This is a genomic window from Sphingomonas sp. AP4-R1 (assembly GCF_013113735.1).
Lineage (GTDB): Bacteria > Pseudomonadota > Alphaproteobacteria > Sphingomonadales > Sphingomonadaceae > Sphingomonas_I.
This window is the reverse complement of sequence record NZ_CP053346.1, coordinates 3506689-3523246: the sequence shown is the minus strand read 5'-3', so window position 1 is coordinate 3523246 and position 16558 is coordinate 3506689. Positions and strand designations below refer to the sequence as shown.

The 16558-nt window shown below is 68.7% G+C and carries 13 protein-coding genes; 4 read left to right on the top strand and 9 right to left on the bottom strand.

From position 1 onward, the window contains the following. Positions 1-78: 78 nt before the first annotated feature. From HL653_RS16275 to HL653_RS16265, 3 genes are all read right to left on the bottom strand, one after another. A complete protein-coding gene (locus tag HL653_RS16275) occupies positions 79-2406 on the bottom strand; it encodes a ribonuclease R family protein (protein ID WP_171745442.1) in 2328 nt (775 codons plus the stop codon). Positions 2407-2585: 179 nt separating this feature from the next. After that, a complete protein-coding gene (locus tag HL653_RS16270; protein WP_171745441.1) occupies positions 2586-2801 on the bottom strand; it encodes a hypothetical protein in 216 nt (71 codons plus the stop codon). Between the two features lie 268 nt (positions 2802-3069). Then, positions 3070-3486 (bottom strand): DoxX family protein, encoded by a 417-nt coding sequence (locus HL653_RS16265; RefSeq protein WP_171745440.1) that lies wholly within the window; start codon positions 3484-3486, stop codon positions 3070-3072. Between the two features lie 210 nt (positions 3487-3696). Between HL653_RS16265 and HL653_RS16260 the strand changes: the two genes are divergently transcribed. Further along, positions 3697-4242: a hypothetical protein gene (locus HL653_RS16260; protein ID WP_171745439.1), complete on the top strand. Its 546-nt coding sequence runs from the start codon at positions 3697-3699 to the stop codon at positions 4240-4242. Between the two features lie 150 nt (positions 4243-4392). Here the strand turns inward: HL653_RS16260 and HL653_RS16255 are convergent, their stop codons facing one another. From HL653_RS16255 to HL653_RS16240, 4 genes are all read right to left on the bottom strand, one after another. Further along, positions 4393-5070: a Crp/Fnr family transcriptional regulator gene (locus HL653_RS16255; RefSeq protein WP_253716969.1), complete on the bottom strand. Its 678-nt coding sequence runs from the start codon at positions 5068-5070 to the stop codon at positions 4393-4395. Between the two features lie 197 nt (positions 5071-5267). Continuing rightward, positions 5268-5372: a cytochrome bd-I oxidase subunit CydX gene (gene cydX, locus HL653_RS16250; RefSeq protein WP_171745437.1), complete on the bottom strand. Its 105-nt coding sequence runs from the start codon at positions 5370-5372 to the stop codon at positions 5268-5270. A gap of 17 nt (positions 5373-5389) precedes the next feature. Continuing rightward, positions 5390-6529 carry a cytochrome d ubiquinol oxidase subunit II gene (gene cydB / locus HL653_RS16245; protein ID WP_171745436.1) on the bottom strand — a complete coding sequence of 380 codons (1140 nt, stop codon included), beginning with the start codon at positions 6527-6529 and terminating at the stop codon, positions 5390-5392. A 14-nt stretch (positions 6530-6543) separates the two neighbouring features. Further along, entirely contained in the window at positions 6544-8112 is a 1569-nt protein-coding gene (locus tag HL653_RS16240; protein ID WP_171745435.1) for a cytochrome ubiquinol oxidase subunit I, read from the bottom strand. 121 nt (positions 8113-8233) lie between these two features. On the opposite strand from HL653_RS16240, the gene cydD reads away from it, so the two are divergent. Both cydD and HL653_RS16230 read left to right on the top strand, forming a co-directional pair. Next, a complete protein-coding gene (cydD, locus tag HL653_RS16235; protein ID WP_171745434.1) occupies positions 8234-9868 on the top strand; it encodes a thiol reductant ABC exporter subunit CydD in 1635 nt (544 codons plus the stop codon). Further along, positions 9865-11424: an ATP-binding cassette domain-containing protein gene (locus HL653_RS16230; RefSeq protein WP_171745433.1), complete on the top strand. Its 1560-nt coding sequence runs from the start codon at positions 9865-9867 to the stop codon at positions 11422-11424. The genes cydD and HL653_RS16230 overlap by 4 nt, the downstream gene beginning before the upstream one ends. 126 nt (positions 11425-11550) lie before the next feature. Here HL653_RS16230 and hemN read toward each other — a convergent pair whose 3' ends face one another. After that, positions 11551-12873 carry an oxygen-independent coproporphyrinogen III oxidase gene (hemN, locus tag HL653_RS16225; protein ID WP_171747043.1) on the bottom strand — a complete coding sequence of 441 codons (1323 nt, stop codon included), beginning with the start codon at positions 12871-12873 and terminating at the stop codon, positions 11551-11553. Between the two features lie 129 nt (positions 12874-13002). Here hemN and HL653_RS16220 point away from each other — a divergent pair, with 129 nt between their 5' ends. Beyond that, the gene (locus HL653_RS16220) at positions 13003-13764 is read left to right on the top strand and encodes an OmpW family protein (RefSeq protein WP_171745432.1); all 762 of its coding nucleotides are present in this window, start codon (positions 13003-13005) and stop codon (positions 13762-13764) included. A gap of 92 nt (positions 13765-13856) precedes the next feature. Here the strand turns inward: HL653_RS16220 and HL653_RS16215 are convergent, their stop codons facing one another. Then, on the bottom strand, positions 13857-16529 hold the full coding sequence (locus tag HL653_RS16215; RefSeq protein WP_171745431.1) for a glycosyl hydrolase: 2673 nt from the start codon (positions 16527-16529) through the stop codon (positions 13857-13859). Positions 16530-16558 lie beyond the last annotated feature (29 nt).

The window sequence follows — 16558 nt, the reverse complement described above, 5'->3', positions numbered from 1 at the left end:
GCCGGTCGCCGATCGCCCCCTCCGTCGCCTGCGGCGCCACCTCCCCCTGGCGGGGGAGGATAAGGAGCGGGCTCTACGTTACCGCCGCTTGCCCTGATGGCGGATGTTCGCCGGCCGCCCGCGTCGGCCCTTCACCACGCGGTCGCGCCTCGGCGCGCCTCCGCGCATCGGCAGATGGTTCGCGCCCTCGGCCAGTTCGAAGCGCAGCGAGCCGCCGATCGGATCGGCCTCCACCAGCCGCAGCGTCAGCCGCATGCCGCGCGCATAGCTGTCCCCGCTTTCCTCGCCGGTCAGCGTCTGCGCCGCCTCGTCATAATGGAAGCGCTCGGCGCCCAGTGTGGAGACCGGCACGAGGCCGTCGCCACCCAACCCCTCCACCGTCGCGAAGAAGCCGAAATTCTTGACCGTCGTGATGCGCGTCTCGACCAGTTCGCCGATCCTGGTCGCCATGAAGGCGGCGACATAACGATCGATCGTCTCGCGTTCGGCCTCCATCGCGCGCCGCTCGGCCGCCGAGATGGACTGGCCGACGGCGGTGAGATCGGCCGCGTCGGCGGGCGCGAGGCGGGTCTGCTCGATCGCCGGCTCCAATCGATACGCGCCGACCAGAGACCGATGCACGAGCAGATCCGAATAGCGGCGGATCGGGCTGGTGAAATGGGCGTAGCTGCCCAGCGACAGGCCGAAATGGCCCTGATTGACCGGCGCATAATAAGCCTGCGTCTGCGATCGCAGGATCTGCTCCATGATCTGCGGCCGGAAATCGACGTCGCCCACCTTCTCGATGATGCGGTTGAACGTCGCCGGGCGGATCACCTGCCCCAGCGCGAAGGAGATATCGAACGTCTCCAGATAGTCCTTGAGCGCGACCAGCTTCTCGCGGCTCGGCGCCTCGTGGACGCGGTACATCACCTGCGCCTTCTTCGCCTCCAGCACCTTGGCGGCGGCGACGTTGGCGGCGATCATATAATCCTCGATCAGCCGATGCGCATCGAGCCGCTCGCGCGGGGCGACCGAGAGGATGCGCCCCTTCTCGTCCAGCATTACGCGCCGCTCCGGCAGGTCCAGATCCAGCGGCTCGCGGGCATCGCGTGCCTTGGCGAGCAGGGCCCAGCACGCCCAGAGCTGCCGAAGCCCTTGCAGCACGTCCTTCGACAGGCTCAGGACGAACGGGTCTGAAGGTGGCTCCTCCCCCTCCCCGTTCGTGCTGAGCGAAGTCGAAGCACGTGCTTCACGCGCAACGTCCGCATCCATCGCCGCCTGCGCATCCTCGTAGGCGATGTTCGCCGCGATCCGCACGACGGCGCGGCTGAACCGCCACGCCTTCAGCGTCCCGTCCGCCGCGATCGTCAGGTGGCAGGCCATCGCCGCGCGATCGGCGCCCTCCTTCAGCGAACAGATGTCGGCCGAAAGCGTTTCCGGCAGCATCGGCACGACGCGATCGGGGAAATAGACGCTGTTGCCGCGCCGCCGCGCCTCGCGGTCCAGATCGGAGCCGGGGCGCACGTAGAAGCTCACGTCCGCGATCGCGACCACCGCCTTGAAGCCGCCGGGATTGGCGGGATCCTCGTCGGGCGCGGCCCACACCGCATCGTCATGATCGCGCGCATCGGCCGGATCGATCGCGACGATCGGCAGGTGGCGCAGATCCTCGCGACCTTCGCCGAGCGGCTGGCGCGCCATGCGCTCCGCCTCCTGAATCGTGTCTTCCGAGAAGCGATCGGGAATGCCGAATTTGTGGATCGCGATCAGGCTGAAGCTGCGCGGCTCGAACGGCTGGCCCAGCCGCTCCGTGACGCGCGCCATGATGCGCGGCGGGCGCCCGGCTTTCTCGGCCAGCACCAGATCGCCCACCTGCGCCTCGCCCGCATCGGACACCTGCAGTTCGCGCTTCTCGCGCTTGTCGACCGGCTTCAGCCAGAGGCGGTCGCCTTCCTTGTGCAGCACGCCCAGCACCAGTTCCTCGCCGCGCGCCAGCTTCTTCATCGGATGCGCGACCCAGCCCTGCCCCACCTCCTCGGTGCGCGCGAGCATCCGGTCGCCCACGCCGAACGCGCCGCTCCGGCGGCCGCGCTCCAGCACGCGCAGGCGCGGCGGCGGCGTATCGGCATGCCAGCTTTCGGGCACGGCGAAGGCCTGTCCGCCCTCGCTCACATCCACCACGCGCAGCACCGTCACCTTCGGCACGCCGCCCATCTTGTGGAAGGCGCGGCCGGGGGCGCTGTCGATCAGCCCCTCGTCGGCCATGTCCTTGAGCAAGGCCTTGAGCGTGATCTTCTCCTGCCCGTGCAGGCCGAACGCGCGCGATATCTCGCGCTTGCCCGCGGGCGTATCGCTGGCGGCGATGAAATCGAGGATCTGCTGGCGGCTGGGGAGCCCCGGAGCGGGACGTGAGGGACGAGGCATTTCCCACCCATAAGCGGGATTGCGCGCTTTGTCCCGGCCTGGAGCAGATCGACCCTCAGGACGCCGTAAGCGCGTATCCCGTGCTCCTGCGAACGCAGGAGCCCAAGGCTGCAAGCGCCACGTTCAAAGCTCTGGGCTCCTGCATTCGCAGGAGCACTGTTCGCCTTGAAGCGAAGGGCTCAAGCCATCAGCGGGAAGTCGGGCCGACGCCGCAGCTCTTCGAGCTGCTCGTTATCCACCTCGCCCAGTGCCGCCGAGATCAGGAGATAATCCGGCCGGTCGGGCAGCTCCACGCGCGTCGCGAACAGGACGAGTTCGGCCAGCGGCCCCTGCATGTCCTCGCCACCGGTCTGGGTAAGCATGCAGGGTTCGTCCCAGTCCGGCGTGGGTATCATGCGTCGTCTCCCTCGATGCGATGGTGGCTGCGATGGCAATCGCCGGCGAACGCGGCGACGGGCGCCCTTCTCCACGAAGGACGCCCGCCTGACAATTCCGGGATTTATGGTTTAGGTTCGTCTGCGAAATGCGAGGAAGATCGCATTTCGAGGCGGCACCGGCCCGCTCCCCCACCCGACCTCCCAATCAGGATATTCTATGGGAGGTCGGGTGGGGGAGCGGGCCGGTGCCGCAACGCGCTCGAAGGGCGCGTTTTCAAACCGACTCTTAGCGGCGCGCGTCGAGGCTGAGGCGACCGCCACCGAAGGCCACCACGTTGAGCAGGCCGCCCGCCATCGCGACATTCTTGAAGAAGTTGATGAACTGCATCTGGTCACCCAGCGCATTGTGGAAGGCAAGTGCGGTCGCGATCGAGAAGAATGCGAGGATCGCGGCGACGAGGCGCGTGCGGTAACCGAGGATGAGGGCGAGGCCGCCGACCAGCTCCACCAGCAAGGCGATCGCGTAACCGACCTGCGGCAGCGGCAGCCCCGCCGACTGGATATAGCCGATCGTGCCGGCCGGATCCGCCAGCTTCGAAAGGCCGCTCAGCACGAAGATCGCGGCGATGCCGATGCGGCCGATCAGCGGCAGCACGCCGGGCACGGAGGAGGTCGAGGTCTTGGTGTCGAACAGCGTAGCCATGGAAAATCTCCTGTCGGCAAGCGAAGGACGCCGCCGTTGCAAAAGAGAATAGTTCGGCCCTTTTATCCCAAACAGTGGGATAATGCCGCGCTTGAAATTCGAAATTCCTGAAAAGGAGATCGCGACGCGTCGAGGCGGGATCCACTTTGATCCCGGTCAAGGATCGGGACGACCCGGAGGCGCACCATCCGCGTGGAAGGAGTGCCGGCGATGGAACATAATCAGCTGGAGGGGAGCGTCATACCATTCGCGCGCCGCTGGCATGTCGTGCAGGAGATCGATCTGATCCCCCTGATGCAGGCCCATCGGTCCCGCGCGGCGCTGTGCGATCGGCTGGAAGCCATCGCCGACGCGCTCCCGTCGCTTCCCGCCCCGGAAGAGCGCGACGCCATCTGCCAGCAATTGCTGGAAACGGCCGCCCTGGAGGAGCGGGATGAAATGCCGTTCCTCAATCAGATGCTGGTGCGCAGCTCGCCCGAGCCGTTCGCGGCCGCGCTGATCGAGCATGTCCGCCGCGGCAATGCCAGCGATGCCTATAGCGCGTTCGAGCTGGTCGCGATGCTGCGCCCCTCGCCGATCGGCGAGAAACTGCTCTCGGCCGAGGCGCTCGGCTATCTGCTGCGCGGATTCTTCAACGGGTGCCGCCGCGCGATCGAGTTCGAACAGCTGGCCATTCTGGCGCTGGCCGCCCACCGCCTGACGAAAGACGCGCGCGCACTATTGGTGGATCGCTTCGTGGAGCGCGTGGCGGTTTAAGAGTTCGCCTCCTCATCATCCCCCGCCAGGAGGTGGTGTCAGGCATAGCCTGACGGAGGGGGAGGATGGCGACCGCCTCGCTTCCATCCCCTCCGTCGCCTTCGGCGCCACCTCCCCCTGGCGGGGAAGGATGAGGAGGCGGGACAAACCCTAAGCCGCTTCCGCCTGCGCGGCGAGCGCGGCGCTGTCGCTGATCGTCACCGCGCGCCCGCCGGGCAGGCCGATCACGCCGCTGGCGCGCATCTTGGTCAACTGGCGGCTCACCGTCTCGATCGTCATGCCCAGCACGTCGGCGATCTGGCCGCGCGTGAGCGGCAGATCGAACGTGACGGGTCCGTCCGGTGCCGCGCGGCAGGCCGCGTCGCCCGCGCGCGCCGCCATGTCGATCAGGAAACCCGCGACCTTCTCGCCCGCCGATTTGCGCGCGAGCGCCAGCATCCGGCCCCGGGCCTCGTTCAGCGAGTCGAACGTGCGCTGGAGCAGCAGCCGCTCCATGCGGTGGTGATCCTCCAGCACGCGCTCGAACGCGACGCGCGGGAAGATGCACAATTCGGCATCGGTGAGCGCGGTCAGCGTGAAATCGGTCTGCCCAGCATAGGGCCGCCCGAAGAAGTCGCCCGGATAGAGCAGGCCGACGATCTGCTCCCGCCCGTCGGCCGTCGCCGCGACCAGTTTCAGCACGCCCGACAGGATGTTGCCGCACACCACCGCTTCGTCGCCGGCCCAGGCCACCACCTGCGTCGGCCCGATCCGGCGACGCTGGCCCAGTGCGTTCAGCGCCGTCAGTTCGGTATCGTTGAGGCTTCCGCAAAGCGCGTGGTCACGCACGGCGCAATCGGCACATATGTGGTGCGAGGTCATGCAATTTTCCTAGCATAGCCGCGATTTCGTGTCCGCAGGACATATTGCCCCAGATCCCGCCCGGACACTCTCCGCCTATAGCATGAAAAAGGCCGGCCCGCTCCCCAACAGGAACGGACCGGCCTCATTTTTGGGCGGGATAACCCCGTTTTTGAACCTAACGTTTAGTTATCTTCATCCATCGGCAGGTGGAATTCGTGCCAGATGCCATTCAGGATTCCGAAGCCGACCGCCAGGCCAAGGCCGAGAACCCATGTGAAATACCACATTGGTCGTTCCTTTCGTGTCAGTAATAATCGGGATTGGTGTTCACGGCGTGCGTCGTCACCCGGCCGAACATCACCTTGTAGGCCCAGGCCGTGTAGAGCAGCACGATCGGCAGCAGCACCACAGTGACGAACAGCATGATCCCCAGCGTCTTGTGCGTCGACGATGCGTTGAAGACGGTCAGGCTGGAATGGGCATCGATGCTCGACGGCAGGATGATGGGAAACATCGAGCAGCCCACCGTCGCGATGATGCCGACCGTGGCCAGCGAGGATCCGGCGAACGCCGCCAGCTCCCCGTCGCGGCGGATGCCGACCAGTGCCAGCGCCGCCCCGGCGAAGCCGAGCACGGGCGCCAGCATCATCCACCTGTGGCTCGCATAATTGTCGAGCCACGCGCCCGCCGCCTGCGCGGTGGTGGTGCGGAGCGGATTGGAGGGTCCGGCCGGATCGATCACGCTCGTGATGTGATAGCCCATGCCGCTCCAGGCGATGAATGCGAAGCCACCCGCGAACAGCAGGATCGACAGGAATGCCGCGATCGTCCCGAACATGCGCGCCCGATCGGCGACCGGCCCCGCCTCCACCTTGATCACGAGCCAGGCCGCACCGTGCATCACCAGCATCGCCACCGACAGCAGCCCGCACAGCAAGGTGAACGGCGTGAACAGCCCCAGCAACGTACCTTCGTAGAAGACGCGCAGGTCGCCATCGAAGCGGAAGGGCGCGCCCAGCAGCACGTTGCCCACCGCCACGCCGAACACCAGAGCCGGCACGAAGCCGCCCACGAACAGCGCCCAGTCCCAGCGCGAACGCCAGGCGGGATCGGGCTTCTTCGAGCGATATTTGAAGCCCACCGGCCGCAGGATGAAGGCCGACAGGACGAGGAACATCGCCAGATAGAAGCCCGAGAAGCTGACCGCATAGACGAACGGCCAGGCCGCGAAGATCGCGCCGCCGCCGAGGATGAACCACACCTGGTTGCCCTCCCACGTCGGCCCGATCGAATTGATCACCATCCGCCGCTCGACATCGCTCCGGGCGACGAACGGCAGGAGGGCCGCCACGCCCAGATCGAAGCCGTCGGTCAGTGCGAAGCCGATCAGCAGCACACCCAGCAGCGCCCACCAGATCAGGCGCAGCGTTTCATAATCGAACATCGTCGCCTCCTTGCTCAGGCCGTCACGGACATGCTGGCCGGGATCGGACCCGGTGCGGGCTGCTCCTCACGCTCTTCCGGTCCGTGCCGGATCGCGGCGAGCATCAGGCGCACCTCGATCACGGCCATCGTACCGTAAAGCGCGGTGAAGCCCGCGATCGTCGTGATGATCGCGCCCCGGCTGAGCGAACTCGGCGCGAGGAAGGTCGGCAGCACGCCGTCGATCGCCCAGGGCTGGCGCCCCATTTCGGCGACGATCCAGCCGAGCTCGATCGCGATCCACGGCAGCGGGATCGCCGCCACGGCCAGCTTCAGGAACCAGCGCGCATCCATGTGCCGCCGGAGCGAGCAGAGCGTGAACGCGGTGGCGAACATCAGGATCATCGCGAAGCCGACCGCCGCCATCACGCGGAACGACCAGAACATCAGCGGCACGCTCGGCACCGTATCCCAGGCCGCCGCACTGATCTGCTGCGGCGTCGCCTTGCGTGGATCGGACATGGTCCGCTTCAGCAGCAGCGCATAGCCGAGATCGCGCTTGTGCGCCTCGAACCGGGCGCGCGCCGGCGCGTCGCCGGGGTCGGCCTTCAGCGCCTGCACCGCATCATAAGCGACGATGCCCGAGGTGATGCGCTCCTGCGCCTTCAGCACCAGTTCGGACATGCCGGTGACGGTGCCGTCCAGGCTGCGCGTCGCGATCAGGCCCAGCACCCAGGGCACCTTCACCTCATAGCGCGTGGTGCGATCCTTGACGTCGGGCAGGCCGATGATGGTGAGCCCGGCCGGTGCCGGCGCCGTGTGCCACGCCGCTTCGATCGCGGCGAGCTTCATGCGCTGGTTGTCCGTCAGCGCGTAACCGCTCTCGTCACCCAGCACGACCACCGACAGCGAGGCCGCGAGGCCGAACGCCGCTGCCACCGTCATCGAGCGCCGCGCGACCGGCACGAAGCGTCCCTTCAGCAGCCAGAAGGCCGAGACGCCCAGCACCAGCACCGAGGCGCAGACATAGCCCGCGCTGACGGTGTGGACGAATTTGGCCTGTGCGATCGGATTGAACAGCACCGCGCCGAAATCGGTCACCTCCATCCGCATCGTATCGGGATTGAAGGTCGCGCCGACCGGATTCTGCATCCAGCCATTGGCGACGAGGATCCACAGCGCCGAAAGGTTCGTGCCCAGCGCCACCAGGAAGGTGACGAACAGGTGGCCGACCTTCGACAGGCGATCCCAGCCGAAGAACATCAGCCCGACGAACGTCGCTTCGAGGAAGAAGGCCATCAGGCCCTCGATCGCGAGCGGGGCCCCGAAAATGTCGCCGACATAGTGGGAGAAATAGGACCAGTTCGTGCCGAACTGGAATTCCATCGTCAGCCCGGTCGCGACACCCAGCACGAAGTTGATCCCGAAGATCTTGCCCCAGAAGCGGGTGGTGACGCGCCACACCTCGCGGTTCGTCATCACATAAACCGATTCCATGATGACGAGCATGAAGCTCATGCCGAGTGTCAGCGGAACGAACAGGAAGTGATAGAGTGCTGTCAGCGCGAATTGCAGCCGTGACAGATCGACGACACCTGGATCCATGATTCGAGTCTCCCTCGCGGGGCCGGACGTGAGCCCTTTGATCTCTCGCTGGACTGTATGCCGCCAAGCGACATTGATCGCGATCAAAGACGACGGGCCTGCGTCGGGTGACAGAAAGCGCATGACGGGGACGACAGCAGAGATAGGCGCGCAGCGCGCGCGGTGGCTTCGCCGCTCCGCCGGATCGGCACGCGGCGCCACCGTCCTGCTGCTGCTCGATACGTGGGCCGCGATCCTGTTCGCGGGCGCGCTGGCGGGCGGTGTGAGTGGCGTGCCCACCGGAGCGCTGGCGGTGCTGCCGTGGGTGGCGCTGGCCGTCGTGGCCGGCGCGATGCGCGGGCTGCTGGCGATGGCGGCGGTGCGGACCGGCGCGCGCGAGGCGGCGCGGGCCAAACGCGCGGTGCGGGATCGCGTCCTGTTCTCCGCCCTGCACCGCGCACCGGGCGAGCCGGTCGATGCGGGCGCTTTCTCGATGCAGATGGTGGATGCGGTGGAGGCGCTCGACGGCTTCGTCGCCCGCTTCGTGCCGGCGCGGCAGGCGGCGGCGATCGCGCCCGTGATGGTGCTGGCGGCCACGGCGTGCGCCAGCTGGTTCGCCGCCTTGATCCTGATCGGCACCCTGGCGCCCTTCATCGCGGCGATGATCCTGACGGGCGGTGCCGCGGCGGACGAATCGCGCCGCCAGTTCGTCGCGCTCCAGCGCCTGTCCGGCCGCTTCGCCGATCGCGTGCGGATGCTGCCCGTGATCCTCGCCTTCCGGGCCGAGGGGCGCGAGGCGGAGGCGATCGGGTCCGCCGCGACCGATCTCGCCGGGCGGACGCTGCGCGTGCTGCGCGTCGCCTTCCTGTCCTCGGCCTCGCTCGAATTCTTCGCGGCGCTCTCGGTCGCGCTGGTGGCGGTCTATTGCGGCTTCTCGCTGCTCGGCCTGCTGCCGGTGCACGTGCCCGAAACGCTGACTCTGGGTCAGGCCTTCTTCGTGCTGGCGCTGGCGCCCGAATTTTACGCGCCGATGCGCCGCCTGGCCGCCGCCTATCACGACAAGCAGGCCGCGGACACCGCCGCCGAGACGCTGATGGCGATCCCTGCCCCCGCTCCTGTTCCCTCCGTCGGCATCCCCACGATCGGCGCGCTGATGCTGCGCGACGTGACGATCCGTTATCCGGGCTCGGATCGCGATGCGGTCCGCCATCTGTCGCTGATGATCGAAAGCGGCGAGACGGTCGCGCTGCTCGGCCCCTCGGGCAGCGGCAAGACGAGCGTGCTGCATCTGTTGCTGGGCCTCGCGCCGCTGACGAGCGGGACGATGTCGCTCGGCCCGGTGCGGCTGTCCTCGCTCGCGGCGTCGGCCAGCTGGGCGGGCCAGCATCCCCTGCTGATCAGCGGGACAATCCGCGAAAATCTGCTGCTCGCTTATCCCGATGCCGACGAGGCGGCGCTGCGCCGCGTGATCGCCGCCGCCGGGCTCGGCCCGATGCTCGCGCGTCGCGAAGATGGGCTGGACACGTGGCTGGACATGCGCGGCGGCGGCCTTTCGGGCGGCGAGACGAGACGGCTGGCACTGGCCCGCGCCCTGCTCAAGCCCGCCCCCTTTCTGCTGCTCGACGAACCGACCGCGCATCTGGATGCGGCAGCCGAGACGGCCCTGATCGCCACGATCGCACGGGCCGCACGCGGCCGCGCGACCCTGATCGCCACGCACAGCCCCGCGCTGGCCGCGATCGCGGATCGCGTCATTCGGCTGGGGGATGATGCATGACGCTGATCGAACTGCTCGCGGCGGAGCGCCGCGCCGAACGCCGCCGCCTGCGCCAGGCCGGAGCCTGCGCCGCGCTGGTCGCCGCCGCCTCGGTCGTGCTGCTCGGCCTGTCCGGCTGGTTCATCACCGCCGCCGCCTTTGCCGGCGCGGCCGGGATCGCCGCCGCCCAGAGCTTCAACTATATGCTGCCCTCGGCCGGCATCCGCCTGCTCGCGATCGTCCGCACCGGCGCGCGCTATGGCGAGCGGCTGGCGGGCCACGCCGCCGCGCTGGGCGCGATGGCGCGTCTGCGCCCGGCTCTTTACCGCGCTATCGCTGCCAGCCCGCCCAGCCAGTCGCTGGCGCTCGGTCGGGGGGAGGCCACCGCGCGCCTGATCGGTGACGTGGATGCGATCGAGCTGCGCTTCGTCCGCCTGTCCGGCCGCTGGGCAGTCGGCGCCGCGATCCTGTCCGGCGCGGCGATGACGGCGCTCGGCGGCTGGCGGCCGATGCTGGCGACGATCCTGTGCGCCGCGCTCGCGCTCGTCACGGGCGCTCGCCTCGCCCGACGGCTGGAGCAGCCCGGTGCCGCCGTCCAGCGCGCCACCGGCGCCTTTCGCGACGAGGTCGCCTCCCTCTCCGCCGCGACCGCTGAGCTGCGCTGCTTCGGGCTCGAGGGCTGGGCGGCGGCGCGCCTCGCGACCGCGGGCGACCGGCTGGCGGAGGCACAATGCGCGCAGGCGGACGTGGTCGGTCGGTTCGAATGGCTGCACGCCTGCAGTATGGCCTGCGCGGCCGGCCTCGCTTTGTTGCTGTCGGTCGATGCCGGCGCCGCCATCGCCGCGCTCTCCGCGCTGGCGGCGGCGATGACGGTGGACGCGATCGCGCCCGTCATGCGCAGCTTCGCCGATCGGGGCCGCCTGCGCGAAGCAGAGGCTCGTCTCGGCGCGCTGTTCGACGCCGCCGTGTCGCCCCTACCGGGCTTACCGGATCCGAGTGACACGCTGGTCGTCGCGGGCGAGACGCTCCCGCCCGGCGCCCGGCTGGCGCTCGCCGGCGCGTCCGGATCGGGCAAGACGACCTTGCTGGAAGGGCTGATCGGCCTGCGCGGATCGGAGCCGGCGCTCGATCGCGGCGCCTTCGCCTGGGCGCCGCAGGATGCCGCGTTGATCGCGGGCACGGTGCGCGACAATCTCCTGCTCGCGCGCCCCGCCGCGACCGACGCGGATCTCTGGCAGGCGCTCGCCGATGCCGCGCTGGAGGGCGTGGTGCGTGCGCTCCCGCAGGGGCTCGACACATGGCTGGGCGACGACGGCGCGCGGCTTTCGGGGGGCGAACGACGGCGGCTCGCCCTCGCGCGCGCCTATGTCTCGGCCGCTCCGTGGCTGCTGCTCGATGAGCCTTGCGAAGGGCTGGACGCCGCCACGGAAGCCTTGGTCATCGCCCGGCTGGAGGCGCGGCTGGCGCAAACCGGCCAGGGGCTGATCGTCGTCAGCCACCGGCCGGCCTTGCTCGATCTGTGCGATCGTCGCCTCACACTGGAAACGCCGGAGCGCAGGGCACCGATCGCGGCATAGAGCCGATCGGCGTCCCAGGCGCGAAGGCCGATCCAGCCGCCCGCGACCATGCCGCCCCTTCGGAAATACGCGTCGAGCGCGGCTCAGGTGGCGAAGAGGAGAGCGGCCGCCGGCTCTCCGGCGCCGTCAGACCGCGCTGCTGAACTGCACGCCGCTCTGGCCGCGATGGCAATCCAGCGTCGCCGCGATCACGCGCGCATAAGGCAGCGCATCCTGCTCCAGCACCAAGCGGCTCCCCTGCCAGTGCAGCAGGCCGCGCGTCTCGAACGGTTGCAGCCGTTCGGCGATGTCGTCGCGCTCCGCCACGCCCGCAATGTCGGCCGCGCCGCGACACAGGATATCCTCGATCGCGCGGCCGTGGATCTGGTCCTGCCCCGAACGGTGCAGCCCGCGCGAGACGGCGAAGCTGCCGAGCGAGAGCGCGCCGCGCCACGCGCCGCTATTCTTCTCGTTCTGCAGCAGCCGATCCGGAAACTGGCTGATCGCGCTCGCGCCGAGGCCGATCAGCACCTCGGCCTGATCCTCGGTGAAGCCCTGGAAATTGCGGTGGAGCGTGCCGGCGGCGGCGGCCTTGGCCAGGGCATCCTCGGGCAATGCGAAATGATCGAAGCCGATCGCCTGATAGCCCGCAGCCGTCAGTCGCTCATGCGCCAGCCACGCCTGCTCGAACCGCATGCGCGCATCGGGCAGCGCGCTCGCGTCGATCCGGCGCTGGCGCGGGATCATGTGGGGCACATGGGCATAGCCGAACACCGCCAGCCGCTCGGGCCGGAGCGCCAACGCGGCATCGATCGAGACCGCCAGCGTGGCCGCATCCTGCCCCGGCAGGCCATACATCAGATCGAAGTTGATCGAGTCCACGCCCGCGCCGCGCAGCAACGTCACGGCGCGCGCGATATCCTCCGCCGGCTGCACCCGGCCGATCGCGTGCTGCAACGCCGGGTCGAACGTCTGAACGCCCAGGCTGGCGCGTGAAACGCCCGCCACGCCCATCGCCTCGGCCCAAACTTCGGTGAAGCCACGCGGATCCAGCTCGACCGACAGGATCGCATCGTCGCAGGTGAAGACGTCGCGCAGATGCCGCACCAGAGCGGTGAAGGCATCCGCGCCGATCGCATTGGGGCTGCCGCCGCCGAAGGCGATCCGCCCGACCTTCACGCGCCCGGCCAGCTGGGCGGCGACCAGCGTGATCTCCGTATGCAATTGCGTCAGATAGGCATCCAGCCGCGCGGGCCGGTTCGCCACCGCCGTATTGCATCCACAATACCAGCAGATCTCGCGACAATAAGGGATGTGCAGATAGAGCGAGACGGTCGTGCCCTCGCGCAGATCGTACAGCGCATCCACCATGTCCTCATGCCCCACCGCGCCGGTGAACTCGGCCGCCGTGGGGTAGCTGGTGTAGCGCGGCACCGGCCGCGCGAGCAGATCGGGATGATAGGGCCACATGCGATGGTGGTGATCTTCTTGCGCGAAGACGCCCTTGATCTTCGTCAAATCCGCGCTTGTTCCCGATCAAGGGCAGCACGCCGCCACCGGACCTACAGCCGACTTCACCACGAATAAGGGAGCAAGTCGATGAACAGCCTGTCCAAAATCGCCATTGTCGCTGGCGCGCTGGGAACCGCCTTGGCCTCCGCTCCGGCGCAGGCACAGGCAGCCCCGGAGCAACCCGCGCCGGAACAGGCCGGTCCCGTCCAGACGGAGGCTGCCCCGGCGCCCACCGGCGGCGAGCGGGTCGGCATCCGCGCGGGCGACGTGCTGGTGCGCCTGCGCGCGATCCTCGTCGCCCCGAACGAATCCTCTGGCAGCGTCCTCCCCGCCTTCCCCGGCGAGAAGGTGAAGGTGAACAACAGCCCGATGCCGGAAATCGACTTCACCTATATGGCGACGGACAATATCGGCTTCGAACTGATCGCCTCCACCACCAAGCACAAGGCCAGCGGCCGCACCGGCACCACCGGATCGATCGGCAAGCTCGCCTCCACCTGGGTGCTGCCGCCGACGCTGACCGCGCAATATCACTTCCTGCCGACCTCGCATGTCCGCCCCTATGTGGGCGCCGGCATCAACTACACCGTCTTCTGGAACGAGAAGGCGTCGAGCGGCCTGGAAGCAGCGGTTGGCCCCACGCACGTCCACATGAGCGACAGCTTCGGATGGGCGGCGCAGGCCGGTGTCGATGTCGACATAACGCCGAAGGTATTTTTGAACTTCGACGTCAAATATATCGACATCGACACCAAAGTGCGGCTCGACACCACCGCCGCCGGCACGCAGCGCGTGAAGGTCTCGCTTGATCCGCTGGTCTTCGGTGTGGGCCTCGGCATGCGCTTCTGAGGCATGCACGCCTGATCGGCCCTGATCGGGCAAAGGCTCACGCGTTCCGATCGAACGCGTGAGCCTTTCTCATGTCGGTAAGCGAGCGACCGTCACCGATCGGCTTTCTCCGACAGCAGCCGCACCGATCCCAGCAGACCCGACGGGACCGGCGCGATCTTGTCCTGATCCTGATCTGTGAAGCGTTCGCCGTAACGCGCTGTGAGCAGACGATAATCGGCACGCGGTTTCGCCGCGACCGCGTTGAGCGCGCCGTTCATCACCACGATCTCCAGATCGTTCGTGCCCGGCTTCAGCCAGCGCGCGATATCCAGTCGCCAGGGCGACGCCCAGATGATCCCCGCCTGCTGCCCGTTGACGCGGACGATCGCCGCCTCGCGCACCGGCGCCGCGATATCCGCCTTGGGACGGGCGGCCGGGCTGGCCGCCGTGGGCGTGCCCTCGCCCAGATCGAGCCAGACCCGCTCGCCGGGCACCACCGCGCCCGGCAGCGTGATCGCGTGGCTGTAACGCACCGCGCCCGAATAATGCCGAAGCGCCGGATCGGTGGTCCAGCTCGTCCCTGGCGCAGGCGCTGCCGCGGCCGAGCCCGTCGTCTGCATCGTCCAGCCGCCCGCCAGATCGACCGGGATCGGCGTGAGGGTCGCCGTCCGTGGGGGCGCCGTCGCCAGCCCGCGCGCGAACACCAGCAGCCGGCTCTCATAAGGCGCGAGCCGCACCGCCACCGGGCCGGTGCCCGCACTCCAGCGCTGGCCGCTCACTGGATCCCACCACTGGCCTTCGCCGCTGCTGCGGAAGCGCGCCGTGGTCGCGATCGCCTCGGCGCCGGTATTCACGACCAGATAGAGATCGCCGTCCGGCAACCGCCGATGCACGGTGCCCAAGGCCGCCACGGGCCGCTCCAGCTGCACCGCCGCCAGCCCGCGCCTCTTCAGATCCAATGACAGATCTGACCCGGAAACCACTGTGATCACGTGCCGGCGCAGCAAATCGGCGGACAGCTTCGCCACCGCACGGCTCGCCTCCCTATCGCGCAGCCCGCCCGCCATCTGCGGCAGGCCATCGACGGCGATCACCGTGCCGCCACCGCGCGCGAACGCCGCGATCCGGCGATAGGCCTCCGGATCGATCCGCGTGAGATGCGGCAGCACCAACGTCCGCGCCGCGAGCTTGCCCGCCGTGATCGCCTGCGCGTCGATCAGGTCGAACGTGCAGCCAGCCTCCAGCACCTTCGCCAGCACCGCCTCGTCCAGCCGATGCCCCATCTCCTCGTTGACCGAGGCATGTTCGGGGCGAAGGTCGGCGAACGCATCCTCGATCGGCAGATAGACGGCGAGATCGGCCTCTGGTGCGCCCTCGCGCATCATCGCGCTCACCCGCTGGAGATAGAGGTTCACCGCCGGCATCGCCGGATACCAGGGATTGTGATCGTTGAGCGCGGAGGCGGCGTAGAAAGCCCAGCCCGGCTCCCGCACGCCCGGCGGCGTATAGGGCCAGCCGTGGCCGACCAGCTGGTTGATCCCCTGCAGGAAGTGGCGATCCGCCTCCACCTTCATGTCGAGCGGCGTCGCCGCCCACGAGGGCGAATGCAGCCACGTCCACGTCTCGGACGACACGACCGGCCGGCCATACGCATGCGCGGCCGAGGTCGCCCAGCGCGTCGAGGTGAATTGCCGCCAGTTCGCCCCCTCGCCCTCCGGCAGATCGACCAGAGAATTGCTGGAGAGCGTCGGCGGCGGGAAGCCATAGACCTGCGCGCGGAATTTGGTGCCGTGCGCATGCGCCCAGGCCGTGATCGGCGCGAGATAGCGCTCGTCGACCAGCTCGGAGAGCGTGTGCGCCCAGTCGAAGCGCACCGCCGCGCTGTCCGTCCCCTCGTCGAACAAGGCCGGCAGATGATCCATCAGATCATAGCCGCGTCGTTTCGCGAACTCGGCCGGCAGATCGTCGGTCCAGCTGGAGCCATAGGCCTCCAGACTGTCGGAGAAGATCGCATAAGGCGGCTGCTCGCCCTGAAACGCCGTCATCAGCCGATCGCCGACCGCCTTGAGATGCGTCTCCACCGCCTCCCTGCTCGCATGATCCAGCACGAAGCCTTCGGCACCCACGGCCGCGCGCTTCACCTGCTGGCCCGTGCGCCCGGCGATGAACAATTGCGCCGCCCGCTCGGTCTGGGCGGGGGCGATCGCCGCATCCGCCGCCAGCGGCACATGCCGCCCGTCCACATACAGCGCCACCGGCCGCTCGCCCGCCCCCAGAGCCGGAAGCGCGACATGATCCGCCCCGGCCGGGATCGTCAGCTTCAGTCGCCGCAGTTCGGACGCCGCCTGCGTCGCCGGGATATGCGGCCCGCCGAACGGCCAGCCGCTCCCCAGCGTCAGGTCCATCCGCATCCGGTCCTTCCGCGCCGTCTCGCCGACATGGCGCAGCGCATCGAGGAAGGGCTGCGACAGATAGGGCAGATTGCGGATGCCCGCGCGCGCGTCGTCGGGTGAGAGCGGATAGGTCGGCTGCACCTCGAAACCGCCGAAGCCGCCCGCCTTCATCGCCCCGATCTCGCGATCCAGCTCCGCCTCGGTCACGGAGGGGCCGAACCACCACCAGCGCACCATCGGCCGGGCCTCGTCGGGTGGCGAGACGAACCGATCCCACAGCGTGCCGCCGGGCGTCGTCTGGGCCTCCCCCGGCGATGCCAGCGCCAGCGCCAGAGGCAGCCCCAAAGGCCATAGACGCAGGGCCTTCGCGACCCGCTTACCCGCGCTCATTCTGGTGGAGATCCTTCTTCGGTCGGGGC